The sequence below is a fragment of the Chloracidobacterium sp. genome (assembly GCA_016720705.1).
In the GTDB taxonomy this organism is placed as follows: domain Bacteria; phylum Acidobacteriota; class Blastocatellia; order Pyrinomonadales; family Pyrinomonadaceae; genus OLB17.
In genome coordinates this window covers 2,315,177-2,341,484 of sequence record JADKKB010000007.1, presented here as the reverse complement: position 1 = coordinate 2,341,484, position 26,308 = coordinate 2,315,177, and the positions used below count along the sequence as shown (strand labels likewise).

General features: G+C 51.4%; 33 protein-coding genes. 25 read left to right on the top strand and 8 right to left on the bottom strand.

Features of this window, described 5'->3' with window-relative positions; translation table 11 throughout:
* From IPQ00_17435 to IPQ00_17420, 4 genes are all read left to right on the top strand, one after another.
* Positions 1 to 257: transposase (locus tag IPQ00_17435; GenBank protein ID MBL0242351.1), on the top strand; the 257-nt coding region annotated here is incomplete at its 5' end.
* Complete coding sequence (locus IPQ00_17430; protein MBL0242350.1) at positions 242 to 496, top strand: hypothetical protein; 255 nt, start codon at positions 242 to 244, stop codon at positions 494 to 496. The genes IPQ00_17435 and IPQ00_17430, both read left to right, overlap by 16 nt.
* A 54-nt stretch (positions 497 to 550) precedes the next feature.
* A complete protein-coding gene (locus IPQ00_17425) occupies positions 551 to 820 on the top strand; it encodes an IS110 family transposase (GenBank protein MBL0242349.1) in 270 nt (89 codons plus the stop codon).
* A gap of 1,467 nt (positions 821 to 2,287) precedes the next feature.
* Positions 2,288 to 2,821 carry a metal-binding protein gene (locus IPQ00_17420; GenBank protein ID MBL0242348.1) on the top strand — a complete coding sequence of 178 codons (534 nt, stop codon included), beginning with the start codon at positions 2,288 to 2,290 and terminating at the stop codon, positions 2,819 to 2,821.
* Here IPQ00_17420 and IPQ00_17415 read toward each other — a convergent pair.
* A complete protein-coding gene (locus IPQ00_17415; GenBank protein MBL0242347.1) occupies positions 2,818 to 4,041 on the bottom strand; it encodes a hypothetical protein in 1,224 nt (407 codons plus the stop codon). The two genes, IPQ00_17420 and IPQ00_17415, sit on opposite strands and share 4 nt — an antisense overlap.
* A 202-nt stretch (positions 4,042 to 4,243) precedes the next feature.
* Here IPQ00_17415 and IPQ00_17410 point away from each other — a divergent pair, with 202 nt between their 5' ends.
* The 3 genes from IPQ00_17410 to wecB are packed head-to-tail and all read left to right on the top strand — an operon-like array spanning position 4,244 to position 7,018.
* Complete coding sequence (locus tag IPQ00_17410; protein ID MBL0242346.1) at positions 4,244 to 5,581, top strand: nucleotide sugar dehydrogenase; 1,338 nt, start codon at positions 4,244 to 4,246, stop codon at positions 5,579 to 5,581.
* 34 nt (positions 5,582 to 5,615) lie between these two features.
* Positions 5,616 to 5,924 carry a hypothetical protein gene (locus IPQ00_17405; protein ID MBL0242345.1) on the top strand — a complete coding sequence of 103 codons (309 nt, stop codon included), beginning with the start codon at positions 5,616 to 5,618 and terminating at the stop codon, positions 5,922 to 5,924.
* Positions 5,921 to 7,018, top strand: a complete 1,098-nt coding sequence (wecB, locus tag IPQ00_17400) for a UDP-N-acetylglucosamine 2-epimerase (non-hydrolyzing) (GenBank protein MBL0242344.1) — start codon at positions 5,921 to 5,923, stop codon at positions 7,016 to 7,018. The genes IPQ00_17405 and wecB overlap by 4 nt, the downstream gene beginning before the upstream one ends.
* Before the next feature lie 205 nt (positions 7,019 to 7,223).
* On the opposite strand, the gene IPQ00_17395 is transcribed toward wecB, so the two are convergent.
* The 3 genes from IPQ00_17395 to IPQ00_17385 all read right to left on the bottom strand — a co-directional run bounded on the left by IPQ00_17395 (position 7,224) and on the right by IPQ00_17385 (position 9,118).
* Positions 7,224 to 7,523 (bottom strand): rhodanese-like domain-containing protein, encoded by a 300-nt coding sequence (locus IPQ00_17395; GenBank protein ID MBL0242343.1) that lies wholly within the window; start codon positions 7,521 to 7,523, stop codon positions 7,224 to 7,226.
* A gap of 3 nt (positions 7,524 to 7,526) precedes the next feature.
* Positions 7,527 to 7,985, bottom strand: coding sequence for a thioredoxin-dependent thiol peroxidase (gene bcp / locus IPQ00_17390; protein MBL0242342.1), 459 nt, complete (start codon positions 7,983 to 7,985; stop codon positions 7,527 to 7,529).
* A gap of 68 nt (positions 7,986 to 8,053) precedes the next feature.
* Positions 8,054 to 9,118, bottom strand: coding sequence for a DUF481 domain-containing protein (locus tag IPQ00_17385; protein ID MBL0242341.1), 1,065 nt, complete (start codon positions 9,116 to 9,118; stop codon positions 8,054 to 8,056).
* A 170-nt stretch (positions 9,119 to 9,288) separates the two neighbouring features.
* Here IPQ00_17385 and IPQ00_17380 point away from each other — a divergent pair, with 170 nt between their 5' ends.
* The gene (locus tag IPQ00_17380; GenBank protein ID MBL0242340.1) at positions 9,289 to 9,828 is read left to right on the top strand and encodes a hypothetical protein; all 540 of its coding nucleotides are present in this window, start codon (positions 9,289 to 9,291) and stop codon (positions 9,826 to 9,828) included.
* Here IPQ00_17380 and IPQ00_17375 read toward each other — a convergent pair.
* Entirely contained in the window at positions 9,812 to 10,216 is a 405-nt protein-coding gene (locus IPQ00_17375) for a hypothetical protein (GenBank protein MBL0242339.1), read from the bottom strand. The genes IPQ00_17380 and IPQ00_17375 overlap by 17 nt on opposite strands.
* Positions 10,217 to 10,685: 469 nt before the next feature.
* Between IPQ00_17375 and IPQ00_17370 the strand changes: the two genes are divergently transcribed.
* Positions 10,686 to 11,183, top strand: coding sequence for a Crp/Fnr family transcriptional regulator (locus IPQ00_17370; protein MBL0242338.1), 498 nt, complete (start codon positions 10,686 to 10,688; stop codon positions 11,181 to 11,183).
* Here the strand turns inward: IPQ00_17370 and IPQ00_17365 are convergent.
* Positions 11,161 to 11,574 (bottom strand): group III truncated hemoglobin, encoded by a 414-nt coding sequence (locus tag IPQ00_17365; protein ID MBL0242337.1) that lies wholly within the window; start codon positions 11,572 to 11,574, stop codon positions 11,161 to 11,163. The two genes, IPQ00_17370 and IPQ00_17365, sit on opposite strands and share 23 nt — an antisense overlap.
* 69 nt (positions 11,575 to 11,643) lie before the next feature.
* On the bottom strand, positions 11,644 to 13,896 hold the full coding sequence (locus IPQ00_17360) for a nitric-oxide reductase large subunit (protein MBL0242336.1): 2,253 nt from the start codon (positions 13,894 to 13,896) through the stop codon (positions 11,644 to 11,646).
* A gap of 278 nt (positions 13,897 to 14,174) precedes the next feature.
* On the opposite strand from IPQ00_17360, the gene mqnE reads away from it, so the two are divergent.
* The 4 genes from mqnE (at position 14,175) to IPQ00_17340 (ending at position 18,235) form a co-directional block, all read left to right on the top strand.
* A complete protein-coding gene (gene mqnE, locus IPQ00_17355; GenBank protein ID MBL0242335.1) occupies positions 14,175 to 15,284 on the top strand; it encodes an aminofutalosine synthase MqnE in 1,110 nt (369 codons plus the stop codon).
* A gap of 38 nt (positions 15,285 to 15,322) precedes the next feature.
* A complete protein-coding gene (locus tag IPQ00_17350; protein ID MBL0242334.1) occupies positions 15,323 to 16,477 on the top strand; it encodes a WG repeat-containing protein in 1,155 nt (384 codons plus the stop codon).
* Between the two features lie 268 nt (positions 16,478 to 16,745).
* Positions 16,746 to 18,020: a tetratricopeptide repeat protein gene (locus IPQ00_17345; GenBank protein MBL0242333.1), complete on the top strand. Its 1,275-nt coding sequence runs from the start codon at positions 16,746 to 16,748 to the stop codon at positions 18,018 to 18,020.
* Positions 18,020 to 18,235, top strand: coding sequence for a hypothetical protein (locus IPQ00_17340; protein MBL0242332.1), 216 nt, complete (start codon positions 18,020 to 18,022; stop codon positions 18,233 to 18,235). Before IPQ00_17345 ends, IPQ00_17340 begins: the two co-directional genes overlap by 1 nt.
* Positions 18,236 to 18,279: 44 nt before the next feature.
* On the opposite strand, the gene IPQ00_17335 is transcribed toward IPQ00_17340, so the two are convergent.
* Positions 18,280 to 19,029 carry an SIMPL domain-containing protein gene (locus IPQ00_17335; protein MBL0242331.1) on the bottom strand — a complete coding sequence of 250 codons (750 nt, stop codon included), beginning with the start codon at positions 19,027 to 19,029 and terminating at the stop codon, positions 18,280 to 18,282.
* Positions 19,030 to 19,372: 343 nt separating this feature from the next.
* Here IPQ00_17335 and IPQ00_17330 point away from each other — a divergent pair, with 343 nt between their 5' ends.
* The 12 genes from IPQ00_17330 to IPQ00_17275 all read left to right on the top strand — a co-directional run bounded on the left by IPQ00_17330 (position 19,373) and on the right by IPQ00_17275 (position 26,300).
* Positions 19,373 to 19,846 carry a DinB family protein gene (locus tag IPQ00_17330; protein ID MBL0242330.1) on the top strand — a complete coding sequence of 158 codons (474 nt, stop codon included), beginning with the start codon at positions 19,373 to 19,375 and terminating at the stop codon, positions 19,844 to 19,846.
* Between the two features lie 120 nt (positions 19,847 to 19,966).
* Positions 19,967 to 20,302 carry a winged helix-turn-helix transcriptional regulator gene (locus IPQ00_17325; GenBank protein MBL0242329.1) on the top strand — a complete coding sequence of 112 codons (336 nt, stop codon included), beginning with the start codon at positions 19,967 to 19,969 and terminating at the stop codon, positions 20,300 to 20,302.
* A complete protein-coding gene (locus IPQ00_17320; GenBank protein ID MBL0242328.1) occupies positions 20,299 to 20,805 on the top strand; it encodes an SRPBCC family protein in 507 nt (168 codons plus the stop codon). The genes IPQ00_17325 and IPQ00_17320 overlap by 4 nt, the downstream gene beginning before the upstream one ends.
* The gene (locus IPQ00_17315; GenBank protein MBL0242327.1) at positions 20,802 to 21,233 is read left to right on the top strand and encodes an SRPBCC domain-containing protein; all 432 of its coding nucleotides are present in this window, start codon (positions 20,802 to 20,804) and stop codon (positions 21,231 to 21,233) included. Before IPQ00_17320 ends, IPQ00_17315 begins: the two co-directional genes overlap by 4 nt.
* Positions 21,230 to 21,733: an SRPBCC domain-containing protein gene (locus tag IPQ00_17310; protein ID MBL0242326.1), complete on the top strand. Its 504-nt coding sequence runs from the start codon at positions 21,230 to 21,232 to the stop codon at positions 21,731 to 21,733. The genes IPQ00_17315 and IPQ00_17310 overlap by 4 nt, the downstream gene beginning before the upstream one ends.
* A gap of 158 nt (positions 21,734 to 21,891) precedes the next feature.
* On the top strand, positions 21,892 to 22,326 hold the full coding sequence (locus IPQ00_17305) for a DUF1801 domain-containing protein (GenBank protein MBL0242325.1): 435 nt from the start codon (positions 21,892 to 21,894) through the stop codon (positions 22,324 to 22,326).
* Between the two features lie 39 nt (positions 22,327 to 22,365).
* The gene (locus tag IPQ00_17300; GenBank protein ID MBL0242324.1) at positions 22,366 to 22,893 is read left to right on the top strand and encodes a hypothetical protein; all 528 of its coding nucleotides are present in this window, start codon (positions 22,366 to 22,368) and stop codon (positions 22,891 to 22,893) included.
* A gap of 33 nt (positions 22,894 to 22,926) precedes the next feature.
* Positions 22,927 to 23,529, top strand: coding sequence for a dihydrofolate reductase (locus IPQ00_17295; protein MBL0242323.1), 603 nt, complete (start codon positions 22,927 to 22,929; stop codon positions 23,527 to 23,529).
* A 30-nt stretch (positions 23,530 to 23,559) separates the two neighbouring features.
* Positions 23,560 to 24,147, top strand: coding sequence for a YhgN family NAAT transporter (locus IPQ00_17290; protein ID MBL0242322.1), 588 nt, complete (start codon positions 23,560 to 23,562; stop codon positions 24,145 to 24,147).
* Between the two features lie 21 nt (positions 24,148 to 24,168).
* The gene (locus tag IPQ00_17285) at positions 24,169 to 25,056 is read left to right on the top strand and encodes an alpha/beta hydrolase (GenBank protein MBL0242321.1); all 888 of its coding nucleotides are present in this window, start codon (positions 24,169 to 24,171) and stop codon (positions 25,054 to 25,056) included.
* Positions 25,057 to 25,205: 149 nt separating this feature from the next.
* Positions 25,206 to 25,847 carry a hypothetical protein gene (locus IPQ00_17280; GenBank protein ID MBL0242320.1) on the top strand — a complete coding sequence of 214 codons (642 nt, stop codon included), beginning with the start codon at positions 25,206 to 25,208 and terminating at the stop codon, positions 25,845 to 25,847.
* A 54-nt stretch (positions 25,848 to 25,901) separates the two neighbouring features.
* Complete coding sequence (locus tag IPQ00_17275) at positions 25,902 to 26,300, top strand: VOC family protein (GenBank protein ID MBL0242319.1); 399 nt, start codon at positions 25,902 to 25,904, stop codon at positions 26,298 to 26,300.
* The last annotated feature ends 8 nt before the right edge of the window (positions 26,301 to 26,308 follow it).

Genomic DNA, 26,308 nt, shown 5'->3' with positions numbered 1-26,308 from the left:
CGTTTTACCGCAAGTGCGGAAAGGACGCGGTTATTGGAACGGAGGCCACGGGATCGCTGTGGTGGTTTGAGAAGTTGCTCTTCGACAATGGAATGACGCTCAAGATCGGAGACCCTAGGATGATCCGTCGAGCAGCATTATCGAGACACAAGAACGACCACAGGGATGCGGAGACGATCCTGGATCTATTGATGCGAGGACATTTCCGGCGATCACGCCGAGGAACGAGCAGAGCCGGGAGATGCTCGATCTGCTGAACTATCGTCACTCTTGGGTGAGCAAGCGGACATCGGTGGTGAATCAGCTGCAGGCGTTCGCACGATCGAAGGGCTTGCCACGGTTCCGTTTGCCGGCGGTAAAGGCGAGAAAGAAGATCGAGGAGGTTGAGACGACACAGGTCGAGCGGCTTCTGGTCAGCTCTCGATTTGTTCTTTGCGACGAGCTGACACGCCGGATCAAGGCCGTGGAGGCGAGGCTCGAGAGAAGAGGCGAATAAGGAAGAGCGTGCTCAATTGCTAATGACACATCCCGGATCGGGCTGATCAACGCCATGGCACTTATTCACACGCTCGGCGATGTTCGACGCTTTCGCCGTAAGGAAGAGGTCGTGGCATTTGTAGGACTCGACCCGCTCGAGAAAAGCTCGGGCGAGACGAGGCGGATCGGTTCGATCAGCAAGCGAGGTTCGCGGCTCGCAAGGTACCTGCTCGGGCAGGCAGCCCAGGCAAGTCGCGATAAGAAGATACGGAAGTTCTATTCCGAGGTTAGCCGTCGTAGAGGCCGCCCGAAAGCAAAGTTGCAGCGGCCCGTAAGCTTCTGATTAACTGTTATGTCATGCTTCGTGATGGCATCAGCTACGAGGAGTTTACACGGCGGGGCGAAGTTGGTTTGTACGAGGGGTCAGGAGAGGTGACGGGGGAAACCCGCTCAGTCTCTGAAGGTCTGATGGTACGGCCAGCCATCTCGATATAGTTCGAGATGAGCCGATCAGGTTTCATGTAGCCAGCCGCTCGAACGAAGCTGTGCACGAATAGATGATGGCATTCGCTAATTACAGCGGTGCGTATCTGAAAGAATCTAACTAATAATGGAGGCGCCGGTTGTTCTCTTTTGTCACCCAATCAAACGCACCAACCGCATCCAAAAGATGCCACAATACCCGTGCGCTTGACTTGAGTACTTACTTCATAGATGACCCCGAATCCCGCATGATTCTTCATTAAACTTCTCCGGACATTGACCTTCTCCCTCGATGCGATGGAGCGAAAGCTTGATGTCTTTTGGCCCGTACGCCGTCCGTGGGGTTTCGCTCAAAATTATCAGATTCCCCTCCTTACCAAGGAGGGGTGGCAGTGGCCGTCTTTTGGCCGCTGACGGGGTGGTTCTCTCACGATAATAAAGATTCACCGTGCCCTAACCCTTGGCCACAAACTGCGCTGAATTCCCGTTCGACGCTTGAGAACCACTCCGTCATCCCGATAGAAAGCATCGGGATGCCACCTCTCCTTTGTAAGGAGCGGAGTTTTTCAGACCATAGCTGATTTTTCGTGACGGGCGTTGCATCTATGCGACATTACTGTATCCCTGCAAATTGTGATATAATATAACCAATCAACAGATCTTTGAAAACTAAAGACGGAGGCAACGCCCGTTCGGGCACCAGCACCACGTGAGATCTCGGGAGAAATGGCGAATAACGAATGTCGAATACGAAATAGCAACAGTCGCTGTTTCTGACCAAGAGAAAAAGGGCAGGTTTAGCGGAAAACGGCCGTGCCATTTTTGAAGCGGTGTTACTTGCACAACGTAAAAATGGCACGATTTGTGACTGCAAATGCCCTGGTGGCAATGGGTTACAAGCGGACTGCGTGTGCAAAAATGGCACGATTTATGGCACGAATTTTGGCACGGTCGAGGCCGTTGCAATGCCCAATGTTCATTTAAGAAATATCGAATGCAGAACACAGATTGCCCCAATTCGGATGGATCGCAATACTCGGATACCGGGAATTGTATTGTGAAACAGCAGAATTCCGCTAAATGCAACAAACACACACGTTACAGCACTTCCGAGCACATTTAGCGATGAACCTGAGGGGAAGAAAATTAATTTGAAACAAAAACGGGGGTTAAAGTCGCTAAACAAAGTACTTAAGTTGTTTCAAATTCGCCAAAAACTCGAAATTAATTTGAAACACCTTAATTGCGATTTGGGCGGTTTTATTGACCGCATTAGATTGCGATCTTGGAGCGATGCCCTCTTCGAGGTATAAGGTAGAATTAAGCGATGCCAAGCGGATCAAAACACGACGCGATCACAGTGATACTGTCAGTACCGGCGACCGTGATCACATATATGGCGGTCGGTAAGCCGATAGCGGCGGCGACAGTCGGTGCGGCTTTCTTGTTTGGCGGCCTGATGTTCGGGCCCGACCTCGACACGATCTCGCGTCCGTATTCACGCTGGTCAGTCTTTCGGATTATATGGTTTCCGTACCGTCATTTCTTCAAGCACCGCTCTCGCTTTTCGCACGGGCTGTTATTTGGAGCATTGTTTCGGGTTATCTATTTTCTCGGGGTGGCAACGATACTTGCGTATCTGGCCGCCTTGATACGAAACGGTATTGCCGGCGATGGTATGCCCGACGTCGCCGGCCTCGCCCGGGCTTGGGGCACGATCCGCGACGTCATACGCAGCTATCTGGGTGAAACTTTTCTATTATTTGCGTTTTTGGGCCTATGGCTCGGTGCGGCGAGCCATACTCTGACCGATATAGCCGGTACATTTATCAAGACCGGCCGGCGTGAGAAGTTTTTCTAACCGCGGCCGCCGGTTCGGGCCGACAGCAGCCTGGCAGCGTGCCGCCGAACTCCGTCCGAAACGTTACGGTTCTTTGACAATGCGGTCAGATCTCGCAGCTGCAGCCGCGACATAATGGTCAGCGAATTGGCGATCGGCGTTCGCGGATTGCGTACCAGCGAGTGCATCACGCCGTAGCTTCGCGACCATTGACGGTTGGACGCGATCTGCCGGAGGACGTCTTCGGAAAGGCTGCGCATCGAGGCGATATTTTCGATCTCCTGCTCGCTGATCCGCGGATTGTTGACAACGGCACTTGAGACCAGGCGGTTGGGGTCGCGAATGAGGATGTTGCGGGCTTCGCGGTCGCCCTTCATACCGAGTTTGACGCGATCTTTGACGCCCATTCGCATAACCTTATTGATCATCGAGATGCGTTCGCCGGCGATCTCATCTTCTTCGTTTTTAAGTTCACCGATGATCTTGTCGAGCGTCGCCTTGCGTTGTGCCTCGCTTTCCTCGTATAGATCCTCGATAAATTCGAGCCGGAGCCATTCGTCGTCGGTGTCTTTATCGAGCACCTCGATGTGTTGGGCGAGGAACAGAGCGTCCTCGGCACTCAGGCCGGAATCGTCGCCGTCGTCCGCGATATCGACACTTTCGACAAATTCGGCAGCGGCCTCTTTGCCCTGGGCACGAAGCTCATTGGCGATCTGCTGGGCACCGCGCTCCTTTTCGAAAAACTCGCGTTTTGTCTCGTTGGCACGCCGATCGGCCTCGGACGTTCGGTGCGAATTGCCGATGATCGCTTCGATTATGCTCGGGTCACGGATCAGTAACTGCTGATTGAGCGATATCAACTCCAGCAGGTCGCCACTGGTCGTCTTGCGAGCAAACCCCGCGATCGCGGCGGATGGTGTATTGGCGTTCTGGATTATTGACTGATACGCGGCATTCGGCAGATGCTCCTGAGCGACAAAGTACGCCAGAACGGCGGGTGCCGTATCGTGCGATGACAACGTCCCGTCGAGTGCGACCGAACTCTGCGTGCTCAGCGTCTGGCGGGCATTTTCTTTCAGTTCGGCATCATCGCCGTCGTAGAAACTGACAAGTATCTCGAGCAGGTCCGATTGCGGCAGCGGCAAAATGCCCCGCGACGCCGCGACACACGCCGGACGCGGTGCTGTGCCCTCGACAACCGATCGGACTACAGGATTATTGGAATGTACCCCAAAACTCATAAGAAGTCGGAGAATAGAACCTATTGACTGTATTAAAAATACTTGGAGGGCACCGCGTGAAAAACCCTGCTAATATTAACACACATCGCGAAAAATTTGACTAACATTACTGCTTAACATAGTTTAGAACATCGGCGCATCGTTTTCCCAAGTGATTTCATCCGGCGCCGCAGCCCAAACGAACGTAATAGAATATCTGACAATGATCAAAGACGAATTTGAACAACTGATCTCGGAACGGAGTGCCCGTATCGGCGTCATCGGCCTAGGCTATGTCGGCCTGCCGTTGATCGTGGAATTTGCATTAAAAGGCTACGACTCGATCGGATTTGAGGTTGACGACAAAAAGGCTACTCAGGTCAACACCGGCGTCTCGTACATCGTGGACGTGCCGGACGAAGACCTTAGGAAATGCGTCGATTCCGGCAAACTGTCGGCCACGACCGACTTTAACCGGCTTGCCGAGTGCGACGTGATCATCATCTGCGTCCCGACGCCGCTGAGAAAGACCAAGGATCCGGATATGTCATATATCCTGACGGCAGGCGCCGATATCCAACGATCGCTCCGCCGTCGCCAACTAATTATCCTGGAATCGACCACGTATCCTGGCACGACCGACGAAGTGCTGCAGCCGATGTTTGAGGAAAACGGCTTTAAGCTCGACGAGGACTTTCTGCTTGCGTTCTCGCCCGAGAGGGTCGATCCGGGCAACCCGCAGTATCAGACGCACAATATTCCAAAGGTGGTCGGCGGCTGTTCGCCCGATTCGACGGCGATCGCGGCGATGCTCTATGGCCAGATCGTCGAGAACGTCTTTTCCGTCTCGTCGGCACGCGTCGCTGAGGCGGCCAAGCTCTGGGAAAACACGTTTAGAGCCATCAATATCGGAATGGCAAACGAAATGGCTAAGCTCTGCAACGCCCTCGGCATCGACACTTGGGAAGTCGTACGAGCGGCCGCGACCAAGCCGTTCGGCTTTATGCCGTTTTATCCCGGACCGGGCATCGGCGGTCACTGCATACCGCTCGATCCGCATTATCTATCGTGGAAAGCCAGACAGCACGGATTTGATTCGCAGTTCATAAGCCTTGCCGAGCAGGTCAATTCGACAATGCCGAACTACGTCGTCGAACTTGCCACCAACGCTCTTAATGACGTCAAAAAACCCGTCAACGGATCAAAGATACTGATCCTCGGCGTCGCTTACAAAAAGGACATCGACGATATGCGCGAGTCGCCGGCGTTATCGATCATTGACCTTTTGCGGGCCGACGGAGCCGAAGTCAGTTATCACGACCCGTTTGTCCCCGAGGTCACTTTTGACCACGCCTACACGATCGGCGACGGCGAACCGCTTTTTAACCAGGAGTTGACGGACGAGTTGATACAGGCGGCCGACTGCGTGATCATCTGTACCGAACATTCGCCCGTGGATTACGCAAAGGTTTGTGAATTGGCATCGCTGGTTGTGGACACTCGCAACGCACTGTCCGCTGAAATTCGCGACAATTGTAAGGCTAGAATTGTAAGGTTGTAGTTCAGTAAAATTTCTGGGATGGGAGATTTAAGAAATGAAAATGCAAGACCCTGGGCTGGATGACATTTTACGGGGATTCCCGACGCTGGTCAGCGAACCTAAGGAGAACGAGTACAGGATTTACCGCAATTCGAATGATGGGCAAGGTTCGCTTTGGATCGCCCGACAAAAGGATGGCTACAGAGTCGTAACCACTGGAACAACGCACAGCATTGACAATGATATTGAGCGGATTACTGGAATGCAAGCAAGAGAAATGTCGGATCGAAATCATAAGTGGTGGAAATCTCTATCTTTAGGAAATATGGAAAAAATCTTGACGTGTTTGGCGGAAACAAGGTGATCAAAGTTCTAAACATCGTCGGTGCCAGGCCCAATTTTATGAAGGTCGCTCCGATCTACGCCGAGATGAAGCGACGCTCTAGTGAATTTGAGCCCTTGATCGTGCACACCGGTCAGCATTACGATGCGGCGATGTCAGATTCATTCTTTGAGGATCTCGGCATGCCCAAACCGGACGTCTATCTCGGTGTGGGCTCGGCGTCGCACGCGGTTCAGACCGCCAAGGTGATGACCGAATTTGAGCCCGTGCTGCTCGAACATAAACCCGATTGGGTCGTGGTGGTCGGCGACGTCAATTCGACCATCGCCTGTGCACTCGTCGCAGTAAAACTCGGCGTCAAGGTTGCTCACGTCGAGGCCGGATTGCGTTCGCGTGACCGCTCTATGCCTGAGGAGATCAATCGCATTCTAACCGATTCGATCTCGGATCTGCTGCTCACAACCTCGCAGGACGCAGACGAAAACCTTTTAGCCGAAGGCATTCCGGCATCAAGGATTCGATTTGTCGGAAACGTGATGATCGATTCCCTGCTTGACCATTTGAAGGTCGCAGCCGCATCAAATGTCCGCGATTCGGTCGGCGTCGGTAGCGAAAGCTACGCTGTCTGTACCCTGCACCGCCCGTCTAACGTAGATGATAGAGATACTTTCACAGACATAATCGACGCGTTGATCGAAATATCCAAAGCGTTGCCGATCGTAATTCCGGCTCACCCGCGAACGCGTGCCAAGATCGATGAGTTTGGCCTTTTGGAACGTATCTCATCATCAAATATTCGGCTGATCGACCCGCTTGGCTACGTCGATTTTATGCGGCTGTATAGCGGGGCAGAACTTGTGCTGACCGATTCGGGCGGACTGCAGGAGGAAACGACGGTGCTCGGGATTCCTTGCCTGACGCTCCGCGAAAACACCGAGCGACCGGTCACCATCGAACTCGGCACCAATATTCTGGTCGGAACCGACCCGGAGAAGATCAAGCAGGCTGCATTTGAAGCTTTGGCAGGCGACCGTAAGCCGGAAAACGCAAAAGTCCCGCCGCTCTGGGATGGTAAGGCCGCCGGGCGAATCTGTGATGAATTGCTGGCAAACTAAGATTCGGATCAAATCGAAAAGACGCTAAAAGGAGTCAATCTCCTTAAAGCGCCTTTTCACTCAAATTGTGATCAGCTTACTGACCCTTTTCCATAGGATAGCCGGCCGTTTTCCAGGCTTGTGTGCCGCCTAGTAATGCGTAAACATTCGGGATCTGCTTTTCGTTCATTTGGAATGCCAAACTGGCACTCGTGTGTTCTTTTCCTCAGGAACAATAGACAATGATCTTCTTGCCCTTGGGCAGAGAATCGAAATTTGGTGCCTGGCCACTGTAGGCAATATTGATGGCACCGGCGATATGCTCCACTTGAAATGACGGTTCGGCACGGCTGTCCACAAAGACCGCATTGCCTTCGTCAAACGCCTTTTTAGCGTCCGCGAGCGTGATCCTGGGCACCTCGTCGTCATTTGCAAACTTTTTGAACGGTACAGTTTGCTGACACGCCGCGACCGTGAGCAAGAGCATCGCAGCAAACGCCGCTACGAACTTATATGAAGCTTTCATAGATTATTTTTCCCCAAACGCGGCAAGCACCTCATCCGCGTGCTCGGCAACATTGACCTTGTCAAAGACCTTGACGATCTTGCCGTCATCGATCAAAAAAGTCTTTCTCAGTGTGCCCATATACTTTTTGCCGTACATACTTTTTTCAGCCCAAACGCCGTATGCCTCGACGATCTGCTTTTCGGTATCGGCTAGCAGGTCAAATGGCAGTTGGAATTTTGATATGAACTTTTGATGAGATTTTTCGCTATCGGTCGATACACCAAGCACCTTGATCCCTTTTGCATTAAAAACGTCGTCGGCATCGCGAAACGAGCAAGCTTCTTTGGTACATCCGGGCGTATCATCCTTCGGATAAAAATACAAAACGACTCGCTTTCCGCTAAAATCGGACAGTTTAACCACATTGCCGTTTTGGTCAGTTGACACAAAATCCGGCGCCGCATCTCCCGCTTGTAACATTGTTAATTTACTCCTGTTCGAACTCTAATAACGATACAATTTTGCCCCATTAGGCCGATCGATGCAAGCTACTTTTTCTTACCGAAATTCCATTTGATGCCGGTGGTCAGCAGAAAGTCGTTCTTCTCGGTGACACCGAACGGACGATTATTAAATCGGTCTCCGACCGTAATGAACCAACCGATCCGCTTAGTGATATCAGCCGAAAGCGATGCGTCATAGATAATCCGATACTTGCTGGCCCGTGTCAGATCCTGATAGAAGGTAAATGAATTTTGCACCTTAAGCCGTTCGGTAAATTTATGTTTGAATGCTGCCGCACCGAGCGACTCGGGTGTGTCGGTGTTCGCCCCGACCTGCCACGCCCGATTCCACGCGAGTCCGATCAAAAGGTCAAGCTCCGTGCGGTCGTTCTTGATCGTATGGTTGCCGAGGCCGCCGCCGATGACTGAACGGAAATTGAGCCGCTTTGGCCTATCGCGTTCAAAATCCCAGGACCCAAAGCTGAATAGTTTTCGGTTGAAATCGCGATCATATCTGAATCCGCCCCACACTGCATTTTGGGTCGTACTCTCGGCAGCGTTGCGGTTGCTGTTCCAAAGGCTTCGGGCATAGACCGTGAGTTTGTCGCTGTGTCCGGTCTTCGACGCCCTGACGCCACTCGCGAGCGTAGACGTGCTACTGTTGCCTGAAGTGAAGCTGAACCCGATATTGGCGTTGCCCTCCCAACCATCGACGATTCCCATATACCGTCCGCCGAAAAGTCGAGCTTTTGGTTTCGGCGTTGCGGGTGTCGCTGGTTTTATCGTCGACTCCGATGTAGCCTTTGCCGGATCGGCAGTTGAGGCGGAAGACACCTTGTTCTTTGTCTCCGATGTATCCGCGGGCCGCTCACCCGATGCCGAAATATTTGTCACCGGACGCTCCATATCGATCGTTTCGATATACTCCATCGCGATCCGGATACGCCCGGCATATTGAGTTTCGAGCACCACGCCGTCGCGGTCCCGTGATACCACAATTCCGGATAACCTGTCGCCGTTTTTCAGTCTGATCTCGTGAGCAGATACGCTCAACGCCGTAGCGGTCACTATCGCCAGCACCATCAATATCTTAAATAGCTTTTTGTTCATCGTCTTATATGAATTCGTCCGACCAATTCGAGCGTCTCCGGACACCAGATCGTACATAAAGTTATGATATTAGCACTTTCGAAAAGCTGTGTTAATACTCGGCGTCCTCCGGACAAGCCCTCAATTTGACCAAGTGTGCCGCCGAACTATAGATTGAAATGGCGACAAGAATGAAAATACTTGCTGAAAAGAAGGCGATCGAACTGCTGACGGAGATCAGAAATGGGTTTGCGGAGAATGTTCGAACTAATTTTGAACACCGCGCCAAGAGTTGTCTGACGTGCAATACGCCGGGCGCGTGTTGTCTGGACGAGCATTTTGTAAATGTGCGTATCTCGCGTCTTGAGGCGGTGGCGATCGGCGGCGTCTTCGATTCGCTGGCGGCCGAACGGCGCGAAACCGTCATTGAGAGAATAGCGGATTCTATCGAACGCTACGGGCTTGATGAACGTGAAGATCCGCTGAAGACCTATGCTTGTCCACTCTACGAAAAAGGAACTGGCTGTCTGGTTCATCTCCGGGCAAAGCCGTTGCCCTGCATTCAGCACGCCTGCTACGAGTCCGCCGCCGACCTACCGCCGGATGAACTGCTCGATCAGGCCGAGGCGGCGGTCGACGATCTGAACCGACGAACCTTCGCACGCCGGCAGCCATTGCTTGCGATACCTACCGCCCTCGAGCGTTTTACAAAACTCAGGCGAACTTCTTGATCTTGCCGCCGACGATCGTGCAAGGTATTAGCAGCGCGAGAAAGACTGCGTGATACCATACCGGCAGATAATTCCAAGCCGCGATCTCGACTGCGGCCCCAAACAGTAAAAGCAATAGGCCGAGGATCATTGTGCTCCTGCGATTCTCGTTCGCAACAATGGCCGTCAGATAGCCCGCCATCAGCGAAGTGATAATGCTGCGGACTATATTCATCGCGAGTACGGTGCTATCGGCCTGGAACGGTTCTTTGTTTGTAAATGCCTTTTCAAAGGCATTCTGGTGCTCACCGTACCAAGCGATCGTGCTGACCATAACCTGATCGCTACCGATCCAGACTATCGACCACGCCAGAAAACCGGCGATCACACCCAGAATTATTCGAATCATAGTCTAAGCTCTCCCCTTTGTCTCGTATTTTGCCGGTGGGGTAAATCGTTTGAAAGCCGATTCCCGCTATCTTCAGCTTCAAAAACCACTGTGCGACACTCTATTGTTCTACCCGCTTAATGTCAATAGTCACAATGGGTTTCCCAATTTATCAAAAGCGATATAACGGCAAGGCACTGCCGACGACGACAATAGATTCCCATAAAGCGCATCACCGAAGCTCGATCGTAGTTCGCAGATCACTATATGAGTCTGTTAAAATCGGAATTACCTCGCTCCGAACGAATTTGCCGCCCGGCGGAATAAGGTTAGAAGGCGCTATGAATCTATTACTTCAAATTGGCGGTTCAGATCTTACCAAAGAGATTCAGGCGGTCGGTCATATCCGTTCGTATATTGAGGGGCCGAGATATTTGCCGCCGGCGATCGTGCGACATTTTTACCGATCGTAGTTTCTGGCAACATCAAAATGGTCAAGTTTCTTGAGCCCGGCAAAGAAGTGATCGCAGGTATATTTGGTGCGGGAGAGATATTTGCAATTCCTCCGGTGATCGACGGTGGCAGTTATCCTGCCACGGCGATCGCTATGGAGCCGACCAAATTAATGCTCATAGATCGAAGTGACTTTTTGCGATTTATGAGCAGTTATCCGGAGTTTCAGGCCGGTATAATGGCTCGAATGTGCGGCGTTATGAGAGATCAGGTCGCTATGATCCAAAACCTCGCGATATCGTCACCGGATCACCGTATAACCAACGTTATCATTAAGCTTGTGGACGGCACCATTTTCGATCAGCCTGTCAAGATCAAACTGCGGCGCGAAGATATCGCAAAGATGGCCGGCCTTACCACGGAAACTACTATCCGCGTTATCCGTCGGCTTGCTGATAAGGGGTTGATCCGAATCGACCGTGGCAAGATCGTGGTGAGTGACCTCGCCCAACTTAAGCGGGCCGTGGAAAGTTAATTTCGCCTCGGTTTATGGCTCCAACGAAATGAAGCATACGCCCCGCAATTGCTTCGGCCCGCACCTTTATAAAATCAGCTCTATCTCCCTCAAATAGTTCGTCGGTGGTCTCATTAAATATTTCAAGCCAACGCCCAAAATGTTCAGGAACTAATATCTCCTTTAGATTCAATTCGCCGTGAACCTGGAGTGGATTGCGGCCGTGTTTGACGTAAACGTGGGTTTGAAACACGATCGTTTCCCAAAAGTCACCAATAACCGGCAGGTGATGTTCAAGATCCAATTTTGCAATATCCGTGAAAATATAGCCGATCACATCGTCGGTCGTCGCACGCGAATAAAACCGCTCCATCAACAGGTCTATATCCTCACGGTTCTCGATATCTTTCATATCACTCTTCTTTGTCGTTAGTACAAAAGATGCGGCCAGAACTAAGCCCCGGCCGCATCTTTAGTTTTTCTAGTACCCGGTGAGCGAGATATGTACTTCCTCGCTCACGCTTTCGCCCTTGGTCAACATCAGTTTGAGGGCAAACCATACAAATGCCACCGCACCGATCGCGAAAACCGTGTCGCCGAATAGTCGCATCCATCGCAGCACTTGCATCAGATCGGTCTGCATAAATTCCGGTCCGCGTGCGGCCCAGTATCCTTTCGACACCGATTGATACGTCTGCAACAGGCCGATCGGTAAAAGGCTAAAGAGGATCTCCATCAAAAGGCCTATATTGATCGTCCAAAATGAAAACGCCAACAACTTTGTATTCCATTTACGCTCGGGTTCCATCGCTCGCATACAGAACAACAAAAGGGCCAGGCCGAGGGTGCCATAAACGCCGTACAGCGATCCGTGAGCGTGTACCGCCGTCGTGTTCAGCCCCTGCATATAATAGAGAGCGATTGGCGGATTGATCATAAAGCCGAATATGCCGGCTCCGACCAGATTCCAAAATGCCACCGCCACAAAGAAATACACTACCCATTGATACTGTCCCAACCACGGCCGCGACTGCGAATGGCGTATGTTGTCAAACGCTTCAAAGCCGACGAAAACAAGCGGAACGATCTCGAGTGCGCTGAAGACCGATCCGAATGCCAGAGCGATGGTCGGTGTCCCCGCAAAGTACAAATGGTGCAGCGTTCCGATAATGCCGCCGCTAAGGTAGATCGCTCCGGACAGAAGCGAGGCGTATGCTGCATTATCTGAGTTGATGACCTTTAGCCGTGCAAAAAGAAAAGCGACGACCACCGTAGCAAAGACCTCAAAAAAGCCTTCGACCCAGAGGTGCACGACCCACCAACGCCAGTACTCGACTTCCGTTAGGTGCGTACGCATTCCCCAGAACAAACCCGGTGCGTAAAAGAAAGCGATACCGGCGGTCGTCGCCAGATATAGCATTATCAGCGACTTACTATTGCCCTCGTGTTTGAGAGCAGGTATTGCCGAACGTGCGATCAGGAACAGCCACAACAGCAGCCCGACAAGCAATGCCGCCTGCCATACACGACCGAGGTCGACATACTCGTAACCCTGATGGCCGAACCAGAACCAAAGGTCGCCGGTGCCGAGTTTGTGCATAACGCTCATCCATTCACCGGCCATCGAGCCGAGAACGACGACCAGTAATGCACCAAATAGCACGTCAACGCCGAGCTTTTGCAGTTTCGGTTCATAACCGCAGATATACGGAGCAAGATAAAGCCCCGCAGCGAGCCACGCCGTCGCGATCCAAAATATGCCGAGTTGTGTATGCCACGTACGCGAAACGACGTATGGCAGATAATCTGCCAATGGAATGCCGTAAAGTCCGCCGCCCTCGACGCCGTAGTGGGCCGTAATTATACCCATCACGATCTGCAGTAGAAATAGCAGTGACACCACCAAAAAGTACTTAACCGTAGCCTTTTGCGAGGGCGTCAGCGTTTGGCCAATAAGCGGATCCGCATCCGGAGCACCTACTTCGTCCATCGGCTTTCGCCATCCGGCATAAAACCAGACCATTGCACCGATGCCGGCGATCAGCATAATAACGCTCACGCCGGTCCAGACGATCGCCGAACTGGTCGGTACGTTGCCAACGAGTGGCTCCGACGGAAAATTACTCGTGTAAGAGATCGTATTATCGGGCCGGTTTGCCGCGGATGCCCACGCCGTCCAGAAAAAGAATGACGTCATTTGACGCAATTTTGTAGGATCGGATTGTGCATTTCGTTGGATAGCGTAGTCCGAATTACCATCGGTAAAGACCTCGGAATAATGCTTTAGATTATCCTCGAATGCGGCGGCCCTGACCGGGTCGATGGTGATCTTACCACTCGCCGGATCGTAGGTATTGGTCCGCATCAGCACTTCGAGCCGCGCTTTTAACACGGCTTGCTGATCCGGCGAAGCCGCGTCAAATCCCTTCGCGAACTCCTTGTTTGACCAGGCATTCAGTATAAAGATGCACTCGCGGTGCAGATAATCAGCCGTCCAATCCGGGGCTACGTATGAACCGTGTCCCCAGATCGAGCCAACCTGCATTCCGCCCATCGCCTGCCAGACATTCTGGCCGTCCGTGACCGAACCTACGTCAGCCACTACGCGTCCGTCGGACGTAACAACCTGACTCGGGATCGGCGGAGCCTGCCGAAATATCTCCGTTCCGACCCATCCGAGGATCGCGAACGAAGCAATAAAGACCGTCAAAAGTATTATCCAAAGTTTTTTCATTTCATCTCCGTCAACTAACGAAAGTATAGGGTGCGGAACCGAGAGTTGATCTCAGGTCATCGGCAAATTCCCGTTACTGTAAATCTGTTTGGTAGCCTATCATAGGACTGTTTAGCCCTGATTTCAATCGCTCTTAAACTTGCTGACCCGTAATTGAACATTATTTTCAATATCTGAGCCATGCAATGAATCTATAGGTTACGGCAACACGAAAATATGACTAGCATCATAAAATGCCGGTTTTTTATCAATTCGGCCAAATATGGCAAGATATATTTATGCAGTTCTCATTTGATCCAAAATTACGAGACATCGCCGACAAGGTCGAGGACCGCGAGCGGCTGACGTTTGACGATGGCCTGTCACTCTTTGCGACCGACGACCTCAATGCACTAGGCAAGCTCGCCGATACCGTTCGCCGGCAAAAGCACGGTTTGACGACGTATTACAACGTCAACCGCCATTTTAATCATACAAATATCTGCGTCGCCGACTGTAAATTCTGCGGCTTTTACCGCCGTGCCCGGCAGGAAGACGCCTACACGCACTCGATCGACGAAGGCATAGAGATCGCCCGCGAGGCCGTCGCCGAAGGTGCGACCGAACTCCACATCGTCGGCGGACTTAACTCGAAACTTCCCTTTTCGTACTACACCGACCTGTTCTCATCGCTTAAAAAAGAATTTCCACGTTTGCATCTCAAGGCCCTGACGATGGTAGAGCTCGACTTTTTCGCACGCTTTTACAAAATGTCAGACGAGGATGTTATAGACCAACTGCACGCCGCGGGAATGGACTCGTGCCCGGGTGGCGGTGCTGAGATCTTTGCCGAACCAACGCGTTCCCGGATCTGTGACCATAAGTGCGATGCCGCCCGTTGGCTCGAACTCGCCGGCAAGGTTCACGCCGCCGGCCTCAAAACCAATGCGACGATGCTCTACGGCCACATAGAAACCATCGAAGACCGCGTCGACCACTTTGTACAACTCCGCGAGCAACAGGATAAATCCGGCGGTTTCCAATGCTTTATCCCGCTCGCCTTCTATCCGCCCGGATCGGCTCTCTCGACGCTTCCCGGCCCCGACGCGATCGACAATCTCAAGACCATCGCCGTCTCACGGCTGATGCTCGACAACTTCGACCACATCAAAGCCTACTGGGTCATGCTCGGCAAAGCCACCGCCCAGACCGCCCTCCACTTCGGCGCTAACGACCTCGACGGCACCATCACCGACGGCGGCGAGCTCACCCACAGCTACTCTGTAGAGTCCGGCGGCGAAGTAAAAATGACCAAGAAAGAGATCATCGAAATGATCCAACGCGCTGGTTTTGAGGCCGTGGAAAGAGATACGGTCTACAACCGCGTGGACAGCACGTTAGCCATGTGACGCAAGGTAGCTGCCCGTTTAACTTTAAGGAATCTATTATGAGTCGTTTCAAAAAAAAATATTTATCCTTTATTTGCTGTTCGCTATTGACCTTTGTTCTCTATACGGCAAATGCATGCGCACAGAACCAAGATTACTTTCCGGTAAGACAAAATGGAAAGATCGGCTTTATAGATAAGACCGGCACGATGGTGATCAGCCCGCGATTCGACTCCGCGTCCACCGAGGACGACGTAGCCTGTAGCGAGGGATTAGCTGTTGTTAAGCTCGGTAGTAGGTGGGGCTATATTGATATGGTTGGCGAGTTCGTCATTCAACCAAAGTTTGAATTCACGCCGGGCCTCTTTCATGACGGACTGGCGCAGGCAGTGATCAAAAGCACCGACATTGAAAAAAAAGGACCCCTTGATCCATCGCAAAAATATATTGTCAACGAAGAGACTTTAGGGTTCATTAATAAAACCGGTGAATTCGTCGGAGAGCTCAAGTTCATTGAAGAGCGGACCAGATTTGTTGATGGCATGGCAAAGGTGCGAAAGGGCGATAAATTCGGCTACGTTGATAAAATGGGGCGTTTTGTCATTGAGCCTAGCTTTGCAAATGCAGAAGATTTTAGCGAAGGATTGGCCGCCGTGCGATTAGAGGGCCACCTGGTAGGGCTCGCCGACGAACGCAGTGAGTATAAAACCAAATACGGTTTTATTGACAAGAGCGGCAAGTTCGTCATCAAGCCGCAGTTCGACAGCGCCGAAAGTTTCAGCGAAGGGTTGGCCGCAGTTGGCATGAATAGTAAAAACGGGTACATCGACAAAACCGGAAAGCTCGTGATCGCGGCGCGGTATGATTCCGCGTTTCAGTTCTCTGATGGTTTAGCAAAAGTCGCAATCGGTGACAAATCTGGATTTATCGATACCAGGGGCAATATGGTGATCAGCCCTCGGTTTGCATATTCAGGATTCGGAAACAGCTTAAATTACAGGGGATTTAAGGAAGGGCTCGCCGCCGTGGAGGTCAATAACAAGACCGGGTATATTGATAAAACCGGCAAGATTGTGATCGCTGCAACCTACAAATATGGGACTGATTTTAACAGCGGCCTGGCCGAGGTATTTATCGGTAGTGAGCCCGGAATGCAAAAGTCTTATTTAATAAACAAAACGGGGAAGGTTATCTGGGAGCACAAAACCAACTAGGACGTTCGGCAAGCTTCGGCGCACGGCCTGGACTTACGCCTCATCGACGGCGGCGAAGTCACCCACAGCTACTCCGTCGAATCCGGCGGCGAGGTCAAGATGTCCAAACAAGAGATCATCGAAATGATCCACCGAGCGGGGTTTGAGCCAGTGGAAAGGGATACAGTCTACAATCGAGTAGAGAGAGTGTGAGAATAATATGAGGCTTCACAAGATGAACCAAATTAGGATATCTTTTTTATTTACGGTTATTCTCTCTGGCTCTCTTTTGACAGCCGCACAGAACAAGCCACATTGTGTTGCCGACGTTGAGCAGACTACGACCGCAGCCCAGAAATCCAAGGACTACTCTCAGGCTCTTGCGAAAGCGGAGGAATGCATTCGTAGGCATCCTAAGTCTGTCGACGCCCTGATCGCGCGTGCCGATGTGTATGCGAGCAAAGGCGATTTCGACCTTGCCATAGCCGATGCGAATAAGGCTGTCGCGAGTTCACCTGCTAGCGGTGAGATATACTTCCGGCGAGGATCTATCTACGACAGAAGAGCTCGAAACACATTTCTCAAGGATGAAGCCCTTTCCAAGAATATTAGGAAGGAAGCCAGCGAGGCAGCATATGCGGACTTTGATAAGGCTCTTGCACTTGATCCAAAAAAGGGCGAGGCACTGCTAGTTAGAACGAGCTTGCGAGGATATTTCATGGGCACTGGGTTCTCTTCGCTCATACCTGATCTTGATCGTGCTGTCGAGATCCTGACAAAAAATGGGAATACCAGAGAGCTTGCTGAGGCTTACTACCAGCGTGGCTATACCTATTCACTCGAGCAAAAGAACGATATGGCCATCGCCGACTTCACTTCCGCGATAAAGCTTAACCCTGATCATGTCGGTGCTTACTCCCTACGAGCGACCGTTCATTCCTCGCCATTCTTCAATCCGAAGCGCAATATCGATGCGGCGATCGAGGATTATACGATGGTGATCACGCTCGAGCCGGGCGCCTATTTGTACAGTCTCCGGGCCGCACTCTTTGCAGAGAAAGGCGAACGGGCAAAAGCTATCGCCGATTACCGCGCGGCGCTCGCGCTTGAGCCGAACAACTACACCGCGAAGACACAGCTTGCCAAATTAGCTCCAACTCCGGCGCCCGTTGCAACGCAACCGGTAACACCCCGGCCTCCGCAGCCGACGGCAGAATCATTTGCTACCGAAGGCAGGCGACAGGTTTCGGAAAAAGATTACGATGGTGCGATCAAATCTCTGACTGAATGCATCCGGCTAAAATCCGATGCGGCGGCGTGCTTCGCGTTTCGTGGTTACGCTCAAGGTATGAAAGGCATGATGAGCTTCGCTAATGCCGACCATGACGCGGCGGTCAAGCTCAGTCCCAACGAACCCGCGATCTACTTCGTTCGCGGAATGATGTTCAGTGAGTTAGGCAAGAAAGCTGAGGCGATAACCGAATTTAGGAAGGTTCTCAAGCTTGACCCCAACAATAAGCAGGCTCAGTCAGCACTGCAGAGTCTAGGAGTAGCACCGAACTAATGCCGGACAAATCCACCGCCCAGACCGCACTCCACTTCGGCGCCAACGACCTCGACTTACGCCTCACCGACGGCGGCGAGCTCACCCACAGCTACTCCGTCGAGTCCGCGGGCGAAGTCAAAATGACCAAGCAAGAGATCATCGAAACGATCGAACGTGCAGGCTTCGAAGCCGTGGAAAGGGATACGGTCTTCAACCGCGTGGCGGCAGTGTAAGCTTGTCGTCCAGTTTTGCGTTGTGTGAAGTGTGAGTGCGACGTTCAACGAATCAATTCGAAAATCACATACACCTTTTCTTCGATTTCAATCTGGCCAAGAGCAAAGGTGACTTGACGGACAAATGGATTTGTTGGCGTGTCGATGTTGCCGTTCTCGGATGCTCCCATGCCATTACCGTCGCCACTCCCTGAACCACTACCAGTATCGAAAGATGGTGAATCTGCACCGTCCTCTCTGATCACATAAGCTCTGCCGACGGTTTGTCCAAGCTGTTGGGCGTATGTTCGGGCTTTGGACTGGGCGTTTTTGACGGCCATCGCTCTCACCTCTTCTTGAAACTTTTGCATCTGGCTGTTCTCGATGCTGATAGCAACGACGCGGTTTACCCCAGCCTCGATAGCTTTAGAAAGAAAGGTGTCGATCTTGTCGAGTTCCTTTAGGGTAATAAAGATTCGTTTGATCACCTCGTAGCCAATCAGCACATGCTCCCCGCGAGGGTCTTTGGAGCCAGTGTACTGCGGCGAAATGGTCAAGCTGTCCGTCTGAATATCCTGCGCACCGATCTGAAATACTTTGGCGGCCGTTAGCGTCTTTGCAGAGCGAGTGTCGTTCGTCCGCTTGGCGACCGCCAAGTCCTTGTCAGCGGTCACCACTTCAAAAGTGAAGACGACCTGATCGGGCGAAATACTCATTTTGGCTTCGCCGACAACAGAGACAGACGAACGGACGGTTTGCGAAAAAGTTGTAGTGACGATCAGCCCGCAAAAGAGAACTGCAAATAGTAGTTTCATAGAAGGTTAGTAGCTCAACAAGAACGGAAGGTTGGTTCTGTCATATCCTTGAGTCTTAATGCTCAAAAAAATAGGGCTGTTGGGCTCGTAAATCCAGCACGAAGCACCGAAGGTGGTTTACGAAACTACTAAACTTCTTCACGAACCCTTGCACTCTGGTCGCGAAGGGATTAATTTACGCGATGAACATTTACAAGCCGGTCACGATGCAGCAAAAGCAGTCCACTTTCTTTGAAAACTTGTGTTTTTTCGCTGAATGTTGGGCTACATCAACATTATGTCGTGCTACATTATTTGAATGTTTGGCTACTTTCGCTGAATATTCGTGCGATCGTAAAATGTTATGAGCGATACAACCACCTTGATCTCCGCGCTCGCGATGGCTCCCGGCGTGATCATTCCTTTGATCCGTGAGGTGCCGCCGCAGATACTGAAGCGTCGTCCCAGCCCGGCAAAATGGTCGGCTTACGAACACGCGATTCACCTGTCGCAGTCGGACATTGCGTTTCGAGCGCGGCTCGATCTGATCTTGTCCACGCCGGAACCGATCATTAAGACGATAGAGAATTCCGCCGAGGACGAGGCGGGTGCGATGCTCGAAATAGATCTTGACGAGAGTCTAGACAGATACGTACGCGAACGTGCCGCTCTCGTGACACGACTAAAACAGCTTACGCCCGACGAATGGCAGAAAACCGCCGTCCACGAGGCGTTCGACCACTATTCGGTGTTCATCATGTTCCGCCACTTGTTCGTGCACGAGATGCTCCACGCCTACCGGATCGAAGAGCTGCTGCTTAAGAATGATTGGGATTGATCGACCCGCTCCAGCTACCGCAAAAGGTTTCTATCGACATTTATCATTCTAAATTTTACGAAACCATTCGGTTGCACTTGACATATGCAACTGAATGGTTGCATACTGCTGTTCGTCGATATGAAACGAGATATTTTCCAAGCCATAGCCGACCCGACGAGGCGTGCGATCATTGCGTTGATCGCGTTGCAGGCGATGACGCCGAACGCGATTGCGGAGAATTTCGATACGACAAGACAAGCGGTTTCTAAGCATCTGCGAATATTGACGGAATGCGAGGTGGTGACGCAGGAACAGCGTGGGCGGGAAATTTACTACCGGCTCGAGATCGAGAAAATGAAAGAGATCGATAAATGGATGCAGCAGTACCGAAAGATATGGGAATCGAGGTTTGAGCAGCTTGATGTGTTGCTTGCCGAGATGAAACAACAGGATAAACAGGAGCGAATGAAATGAAACCAGCCGAAGCAAGTCTACCCTCAGAAACCGAGGTTTTAGTTAAACGTAGCTTTGATGCCGCTGCCACTCTGGTGTGGCGGGCGTACATGGAACCCGATCTGCTGCGTCGTTGGTGCACCGGTCCGCCTAATTGGTCGATGCCGGTCTGCGAGATGGATATGCGTGTCGGCGGCACGTATCAGTGGCGTTGGCGCAATGATGAAGACGGCATGGAGTTCGGATTCACCGGCGACGTACTTGAGGTAGTTCCGCACGCCAAGATCGTGCATACGCAAGCCTTCGACCCGGGCAACATGGGCGTTTCAATGGGCGGCGAACCATCGATCATCACCGTGACGTTCGACGAGATCGACGGCATCACAAACGTCGCGACCACGATCAAGTTTGCCTCGCAGGCCGACCGCGATGCCGCCCTTGAAACCGGTATGACCGACGGCATGGAGACAAGCTACACGCGGCTCGACGACGAATTGGCGAAGATGAAAAGTGAACAAATATGAGTGAAAAAAATGTAATTGTAGATAGGGTTTTTGCGGCAGACAATCACACAGTTTGGCGAGCCCTGACGGAAAATGACCTGATGAAGCAGTGGTACTTCGACCTCGCGGAATTTCGCCCTGAGGTCGGATTCAAGTTCGAGTTCCTCGCCGGCGACGAAGCCGGTAAACAGTGGAAGCACGTTTGCGAAGTCACCGAGGTCGTGCTCGAGAAAAAGCTGGTGCACACTTGGACATACGAAGGCTATAGCGGTGTTTCGTACGTCACGTGGGAACTGTTCGCTGATGGTGAGAGTACTCGACTAAAACTGACACATTCGGGGATCGAAACGTTTCCTGGCGAAGTGCCGGAATTGGCAATTCACAATTTTGAGAAAGGTTGGGACCATATTGTTAATATCTCGCTCAAGGAATTTTTGGAGAAAGAATGAATATGGATCATCCATTAGATTTTAAAGTAAACAAAGAGACCAAGACGGTCACGATCACGAAAACGTTTGCGGCTGAACGCACACTCGTTTGGGAAGCATACACAAACTCGGAACTGCTCGATCAATGGTGGGCACCGAAACCGTTTCTGTCGCGAACAAAGGCGATGGATTTTGAGGTTGGCGGTCGCAGATTCTACGCGATGGTCACGCCCGAAGGTGCGGAGCGTTGGCAGGTGCAGAAATATACTTCCATTACTCCGACGACCAACTTCAAGATGTTTTGTGCCTTTGCGGACGATGAGGAAAACCTCGAACTGCCGGGCTCTGATTGGGATTTGAACTTCACCGAGCAAGACGGCACGACGACCGTTCACGTCTCGATCTATAACGAATCGCTCGAACGCCTCGAGCGGATGGTCGCGATGGGATTCAAGGAAGGTTTCACCGCCACACTCGGCCAGCTCGAAGACCTGTTGGCTACCTTGTCGGAACAGCGATGAGGTTGTAAATAGTGAGATGATCTTGACCGCAGATCACGCAAATGATGAGGATAAATACAGATAGGTCCTAAATAGATCTGCGTCATCGGCGTTATCTGCGGCTAAATATTGTCTAAAAACAGGGCACGTTTAGGTTTTGAGACAACATCGGACCGAATATGACAGTTCAAAAACAGATCGACGAATACATCGCCAGCCACGCGGAACCGAAACGCACCGATTTGCAGGCGTTGCACGACATGATCGTGCAAATAAATCCGACTGCCAAATTATGGTTTCTCGACGGTAAGAACGCAGATGGAAAGGTCGTGACTGATCCGGATATCGGGTATGGATCTCGCCCGCATAAGTACGCCGATGGGACAGTCAGCGAGTTCTACCAGATCGGCCTCAGCGCAACCAAAACCGGGATCTCTGTCTATATCCTCGGTATCGAAGACAAGAAATACCTAGCCGAAACATACGCCAAAGACCTCGGTAAAGCGAGCGTGACCGGCTATTGCATCAGGTTCAAAACTCTAAAAGATATAAACACCGATGTCCTCGAAGCGGCGGTTGCGTTTGGGTTTGAGAATAAGAATGGAAAAGGGTGAGTTGATGCTGAGCGAATATAAGAAGGGAGCGCACGAATCATGAATGAAGATTTCTATGAAATGCTCGATGCAATTGGCAAACGCCCCGCGATGTATATCGATCCTTCGCAGTCGATTACCGCCCTCTACAACTACCTAGGCGGATATCGGAGTAGCGCAGGTTGGAAGAAGATCATGAGGAATACCGAGCCTTCATATGCGGAATTCAACAATTGGGTCGCAATGAAGTTGAACTTCTACGAGTCAACAAAAGGTTGGCGCAGGATGCTTCTTGAGCGGGAAAATGACGATGAAGAAAAGGCGTTCGAAAGGTTCTTTGGGCTTTTAAGAGAGTTTCGAAACCGAAAAGAAACCCGTTTATTTCGAGCCGAGCTTCCCAAAAAGTCTGGACGAAAGACAAAGAGACTTGAAATCGTCAAATACACGGACGACGGGGGTGTCTTCGTGCGTTCAATAGACTCTAAAGACAAGATCATCGATGAAATGTATTGGCAAACCTTAGCGAACGCCTTGGAGATTTTAGAAATTCAACTTGGAAAATTGAGTTGGGAAGAAATAAAGAATTGAAGTGCCCAAACATCAGCTTTAGAAAAGGAAAACATGAGAAAACTAATTGTAGCTGAATTCATGACGATCGATGGCGTCATACAGAATGAGGAAAATGACGGCGACGGGTTTAAGCATGGCGGGTGGTTTTTTCCGTTTGCGGACGAGGTGACGGGAGCGGTGGTGCAGGAGCGGCTGGCTAAGCCTGTCGATCTGCTGTTGGGGCGAAAGACCTTTGATGTGTTCGAGCAATATTGGCCGACGCACTCGAACTTCTGGCCGAACGTCATGACCGCGACAAAGTACGTCGCCTCGAATACTCGTGACTCAAGCGATTGGCAGCCGAGCGTCTTTTTGGGCGGCGACATCGCCGAAAAGGTCCGCGAGCTCAAAGCTCAGGACGGCCCGGACATATACGTAATGGGCAGCGCAAATCTGTGTCAGACGCTCTTCAAAAACGATCTCATCGACGCGATGGAGCTAATGATAATCCCGATCACCCTCGGTCCCGGCAAACGCCTGTTCCAGGACGGCAACATCCCCGCCGCCTTCAAGGTAACCAGCAGCCAGATCGCCCCAAAAGGTATCATCTGCATAACCTACGAACGCGACGGCGACGTTAAGACCGGAGCACCGCAGATAGAGGAGGATAACTAACTAAAGGCGATTCGTGTAATATGGTGCAATATGGAAATACTGTTCGCCGCTTTGACGTTGTTTCTGATCATGGATCCGATAGGGAACATACCGCCGTTCCTTGCGGTGCTCAAAGACGTCCCGACGGAGCGGCGTCGGCCGGTTTTGATCCGCGAACTGCTGCTCGCTCTCGGCATACTTCTTCTGTTCCTTTTTCTCGGTGGATACATTCTCCAGCTTCTCGGGCTGCGACAGGAATCAATTAGCATCGCGGGCGGGATAATTCTTTTCATTATCGCCATTCGTATGATCTTCCCGGTCGAGGGCGGCCTCGTTGGCGAAACACCGGAAGGTGAACCTTTTCTCGTTCCGCTCGCGGTCCCGCTGGTCGCCGGGCCTTCCGTGCTCGCTTCGATCTTGTTGTTAAAACAGTCGAGTAATCTGGGAACAGCCGGTCTCCTCGGCGCAGTTTCGATCGCGTGGGCGGTGAGTGCGGCGATACTCATCTCTGCACCCTATCTGCTCAAACTATTGAAGCAACGCGGCCTCATCGCAATGGAGCGTCTGATGGGAATGCTGCTCGTAATACTTTCAGTTCAAATGTTCCTAGACGGAATCTCGGCCTTCATGAAAAAGTAGCCCTAGACCGCATTACAATTTATGAAACGAAAACATAACTCGAAGACAATGTTTTTTTTCACCGCCGTGCTCCTGACGGTGTTCGTTTCCGGAGTCGCGTTAGGGCAGCAACAGAAACCGGTTACGGGCTATGCGCCGGTGAATGGGCTCAAGATGTATTACGAGATACGTGGGGAGGGCGAGCCGCTGGTGCTGCTGCATGGGGCGTTTATGGCGATATCGGGCGACTGGAGCGTTTGGATCAACGAGCTTGCTAAGACACGGAAAGTAATCGCCGTCGATATGCAGGGCCACGGGCGAACTGCCGACATCAAACGCGACATTACTTATGAAAACCTCGCGGGCGATGTGGCAGGGCTGATGGATTATCTTAAGGTCCCTAAAGCGGACGTTATGGGTTACAGCTTGGGCGGCGGTGTCGCGATGGAGTTTGCGATCCTCCATCCGGACAAAGTGCGAAAGGTTGTCATCATCTCAGCCCCGCTCCGCCGCGACGGATGGGTCAAGGAAGCAAACGACTTTTGGCCAAACTTCAACGTGGAGATGATGAAGGGCACGCCCGCCGAAACCGAGCGTGAAGTACTAAACCCCGTGCCGAACTCATTCCCCGATTTCTTCAATCACATCAAAGCTGCGGCCATCAGGCCATACGACTTTGGCTCCGAGAAACTCAAAGCCACCAAAGCTCCGTTCTTTTTCATCAACGGCGACGCCGACGGTGTAAGGTTCGATCACATTGAAGAAATGTACCGCCTCAAGGGCGGCGGCTATATACACGGCGACATGTTTCCGCGATCCGAATCAAGACTCGCCATCATCCCCAACACAACCCACGTCACGCTGATGAACAAGATGTCCGTTATCGTGCCAATGGTCACCGACTTCCTCGATGCTAAGCCGCCGAAGTAAGACATTCTACTATTTGACCGTCGATACAATTTCAGCAGAGGATCGCAACAAAAAGCAGTTGATAGTACCCATACTTTGCGGTATTATCAACGGTTACCAGTGTTAATTAGTGGTTCGATGCTTTCGATTGAACTCTGACAGTTTGAATTATGAGAACGTTATTTTTAGCCTTTTCGTTGCTAGCATTGGCTTCTTGTTCTACAACGTCGCAGATGCAAATCCAGACTGTTAGTCCCGCGCCTTCTGAGTCACCTATTGTGAGTTCCGCGAAGACTTCAACTCCTTCAACCGAAAATTTGATTGATGCTTTAGTTAATGCACCGGAACTCGTAACTTATGGAGAAGACGGAGCACACGATGCGACGGTTTTGGCATTGTACCAACAAAATGGTGGCGAAGTTATTCCGCCTAGAAAAGAAGTCCGAGATATTGTTGCTTTAAAAGGTAAAGCAATTCCGCTTCTGATTGGATGTTTAGACGATACACGCGATACTTCTGCAATATTTATCGGCGGCTACGTTTCGGGAAAACCCTACCCGAAAGTTCCCGTCGGTCACGTTTGTCTTGATATCTTGATTCATATTTCCAAAAATTTAGATGACAATGATAAGAATTGTCCAAGAGGCGAAAGCGAATTAGGTGCGTGTATAAAAGACGGTTTCTACTTTCGTCCCGACGATTACACAAATCTAGGACAAGAACGACCAATTGTCAGAATTGTGAAAGCCAATTGGCTAAAGGCCTATAGGAATGGAAGAGTAAAATATGACTATGTTGTGACATGGAAATAATGCCTCATCACCTCACGTCACTTCAGTCGTTAGACCTCTTAGGAGTGAACTCCTATGAATAAATCAGTCCCAACTGGAACGGAGATCGTCCGGCCTTTTGTGCCGGCGAGAGACTTTGACCTGTCCAAGCGCTTTTATGAAACGTTGGGATTTACAATGGTGCTGGATAGCGACGAGGTGGCGATCTTTCGTCTCGGTGCGAGCAGCTTCATTCTCCAGAAATATTTCCAGAAGGACTGGGCGGAAAACTTTATGATGCAGCTTATGGTCGATGATCTCGACGCGTGGTGGGTGCATATTGAGTCACTCGATCTGCCCAAGGTGTTCGGCGTAACCGAACCTAAACCACCGGCGAACCAGCCGTGGGGATTACGGATCGCCTACGTTATTGACCCTTCCGGTGTCCTCTGGCACGTTGCCCAACGCCGACCGGACACAGCTCATGACGAATAGCGAGTTAG

What these genes read in the sequence shown, in the direction of transcription:
- IPQ00_17415 (MBL0242347.1), bottom strand. Translation starts at nt 4,041, where the DNA reads ATGAGTTTTGGGGTACATTCCAATAATCCTGTAGTCCGATCGGTTGTC.
- IPQ00_17420 (MBL0242348.1), top strand. Translation starts at nt 2,288, where the DNA reads ATGCCAAGCGGATCAAAACACGACGCGATCACAGTGATACTGTCAGTA.
- IPQ00_17300 (MBL0242324.1), top strand. Translation starts at nt 22,366, where the DNA reads ATGAATGAAGATTTCTATGAAATGCTCGATGCAATTGGCAAACGCCCC.
- IPQ00_17360 (MBL0242336.1), bottom strand. Translation starts at nt 13,896, where the DNA reads ATGAAAAAACTTTGGATAATACTTTTGACGGTCTTTATTGCTTCGTTC.
- IPQ00_17335 (MBL0242331.1), bottom strand. Translation starts at nt 19,029, where the DNA reads ATGAAACTACTATTTGCAGTTCTCTTTTGCGGGCTGATCGTCACTACA.
- IPQ00_17405 (MBL0242345.1), top strand. Translation starts at nt 5,616, where the DNA reads ATGAAAATGCAAGACCCTGGGCTGGATGACATTTTACGGGGATTCCCG.
- IPQ00_17305 (MBL0242325.1), top strand. Translation starts at nt 21,892, where the DNA reads ATGACAGTTCAAAAACAGATCGACGAATACATCGCCAGCCACGCGGAA.
- bcp (MBL0242342.1), bottom strand. Translation starts at nt 7,985, where the DNA reads ATGTTACAAGCGGGAGATGCGGCGCCGGATTTTGTGTCAACTGACCAA.
- IPQ00_17380 (MBL0242340.1), top strand. Translation starts at nt 9,289, where the DNA reads ATGAAAATACTTGCTGAAAAGAAGGCGATCGAACTGCTGACGGAGATC.
- IPQ00_17285 (MBL0242321.1), top strand. Translation starts at nt 24,169, where the DNA reads ATGAAACGAAAACATAACTCGAAGACAATGTTTTTTTTCACCGCCGTG.
- IPQ00_17325 (MBL0242329.1), top strand. Translation starts at nt 19,967, where the DNA reads ATGAAACGAGATATTTTCCAAGCCATAGCCGACCCGACGAGGCGTGCG.
- IPQ00_17365 (MBL0242337.1), bottom strand. Translation starts at nt 11,574, where the DNA reads ATGAAAGATATCGAGAACCGTGAGGATATAGACCTGTTGATGGAGCGG.
- IPQ00_17425 (MBL0242349.1), top strand. Translation starts at nt 551, where the DNA reads ATGGCACTTATTCACACGCTCGGCGATGTTCGACGCTTTCGCCGTAAG.
- IPQ00_17280 (MBL0242320.1), top strand. Translation starts at nt 25,206, where the DNA reads ATGAGAACGTTATTTTTAGCCTTTTCGTTGCTAGCATTGGCTTCTTGT.
- IPQ00_17320 (MBL0242328.1), top strand. Translation starts at nt 20,299, where the DNA reads ATGAAACCAGCCGAAGCAAGTCTACCCTCAGAAACCGAGGTTTTAGTT.
- IPQ00_17315 (MBL0242327.1), top strand. Translation starts at nt 20,802, where the DNA reads ATGAGTGAAAAAAATGTAATTGTAGATAGGGTTTTTGCGGCAGACAAT.
- IPQ00_17385 (MBL0242341.1), bottom strand. Translation starts at nt 9,118, where the DNA reads ATGAACAAAAAGCTATTTAAGATATTGATGGTGCTGGCGATAGTGACC.
- IPQ00_17290 (MBL0242322.1), top strand. Translation starts at nt 23,560, where the DNA reads ATGGAAATACTGTTCGCCGCTTTGACGTTGTTTCTGATCATGGATCCG.
- IPQ00_17310 (MBL0242326.1), top strand. Translation starts at nt 21,230, where the DNA reads ATGAATATGGATCATCCATTAGATTTTAAAGTAAACAAAGAGACCAAG.
- IPQ00_17395 (MBL0242343.1), bottom strand. Translation starts at nt 7,523, where the DNA reads ATGAAAGCTTCATATAAGTTCGTAGCGGCGTTTGCTGCGATGCTCTTG.
- IPQ00_17340 (MBL0242332.1), top strand. Translation starts at nt 18,020, where the DNA reads ATGCCGGACAAATCCACCGCCCAGACCGCACTCCACTTCGGCGCCAAC.
- IPQ00_17295 (MBL0242323.1), top strand. Translation starts at nt 22,927, where the DNA reads ATGAGAAAACTAATTGTAGCTGAATTCATGACGATCGATGGCGTCATA.
- IPQ00_17370 (MBL0242338.1), top strand. Translation starts at nt 10,686, where the DNA reads ATGGTCAAGTTTCTTGAGCCCGGCAAAGAAGTGATCGCAGGTATATTT.
- IPQ00_17430 (MBL0242350.1), top strand. Translation starts at nt 242, where the DNA reads ATGCTCGATCTGCTGAACTATCGTCACTCTTGGGTGAGCAAGCGGACA.
- IPQ00_17350 (MBL0242334.1), top strand. Translation starts at nt 15,323, where the DNA reads ATGAGTCGTTTCAAAAAAAAATATTTATCCTTTATTTGCTGTTCGCTA.
- mqnE (MBL0242335.1), top strand. Translation starts at nt 14,175, where the DNA reads ATGCAGTTCTCATTTGATCCAAAATTACGAGACATCGCCGACAAGGTC.
- IPQ00_17410 (MBL0242346.1), top strand. Translation starts at nt 4,244, where the DNA reads ATGATCAAAGACGAATTTGAACAACTGATCTCGGAACGGAGTGCCCGT.
- IPQ00_17375 (MBL0242339.1), bottom strand. Translation starts at nt 10,216, where the DNA reads ATGATTCGAATAATTCTGGGTGTGATCGCCGGTTTTCTGGCGTGGTCG.
- IPQ00_17330 (MBL0242330.1), top strand. Translation starts at nt 19,373, where the DNA reads ATGAGCGATACAACCACCTTGATCTCCGCGCTCGCGATGGCTCCCGGC.
- IPQ00_17275 (MBL0242319.1), top strand. Translation starts at nt 25,902, where the DNA reads ATGAATAAATCAGTCCCAACTGGAACGGAGATCGTCCGGCCTTTTGTG.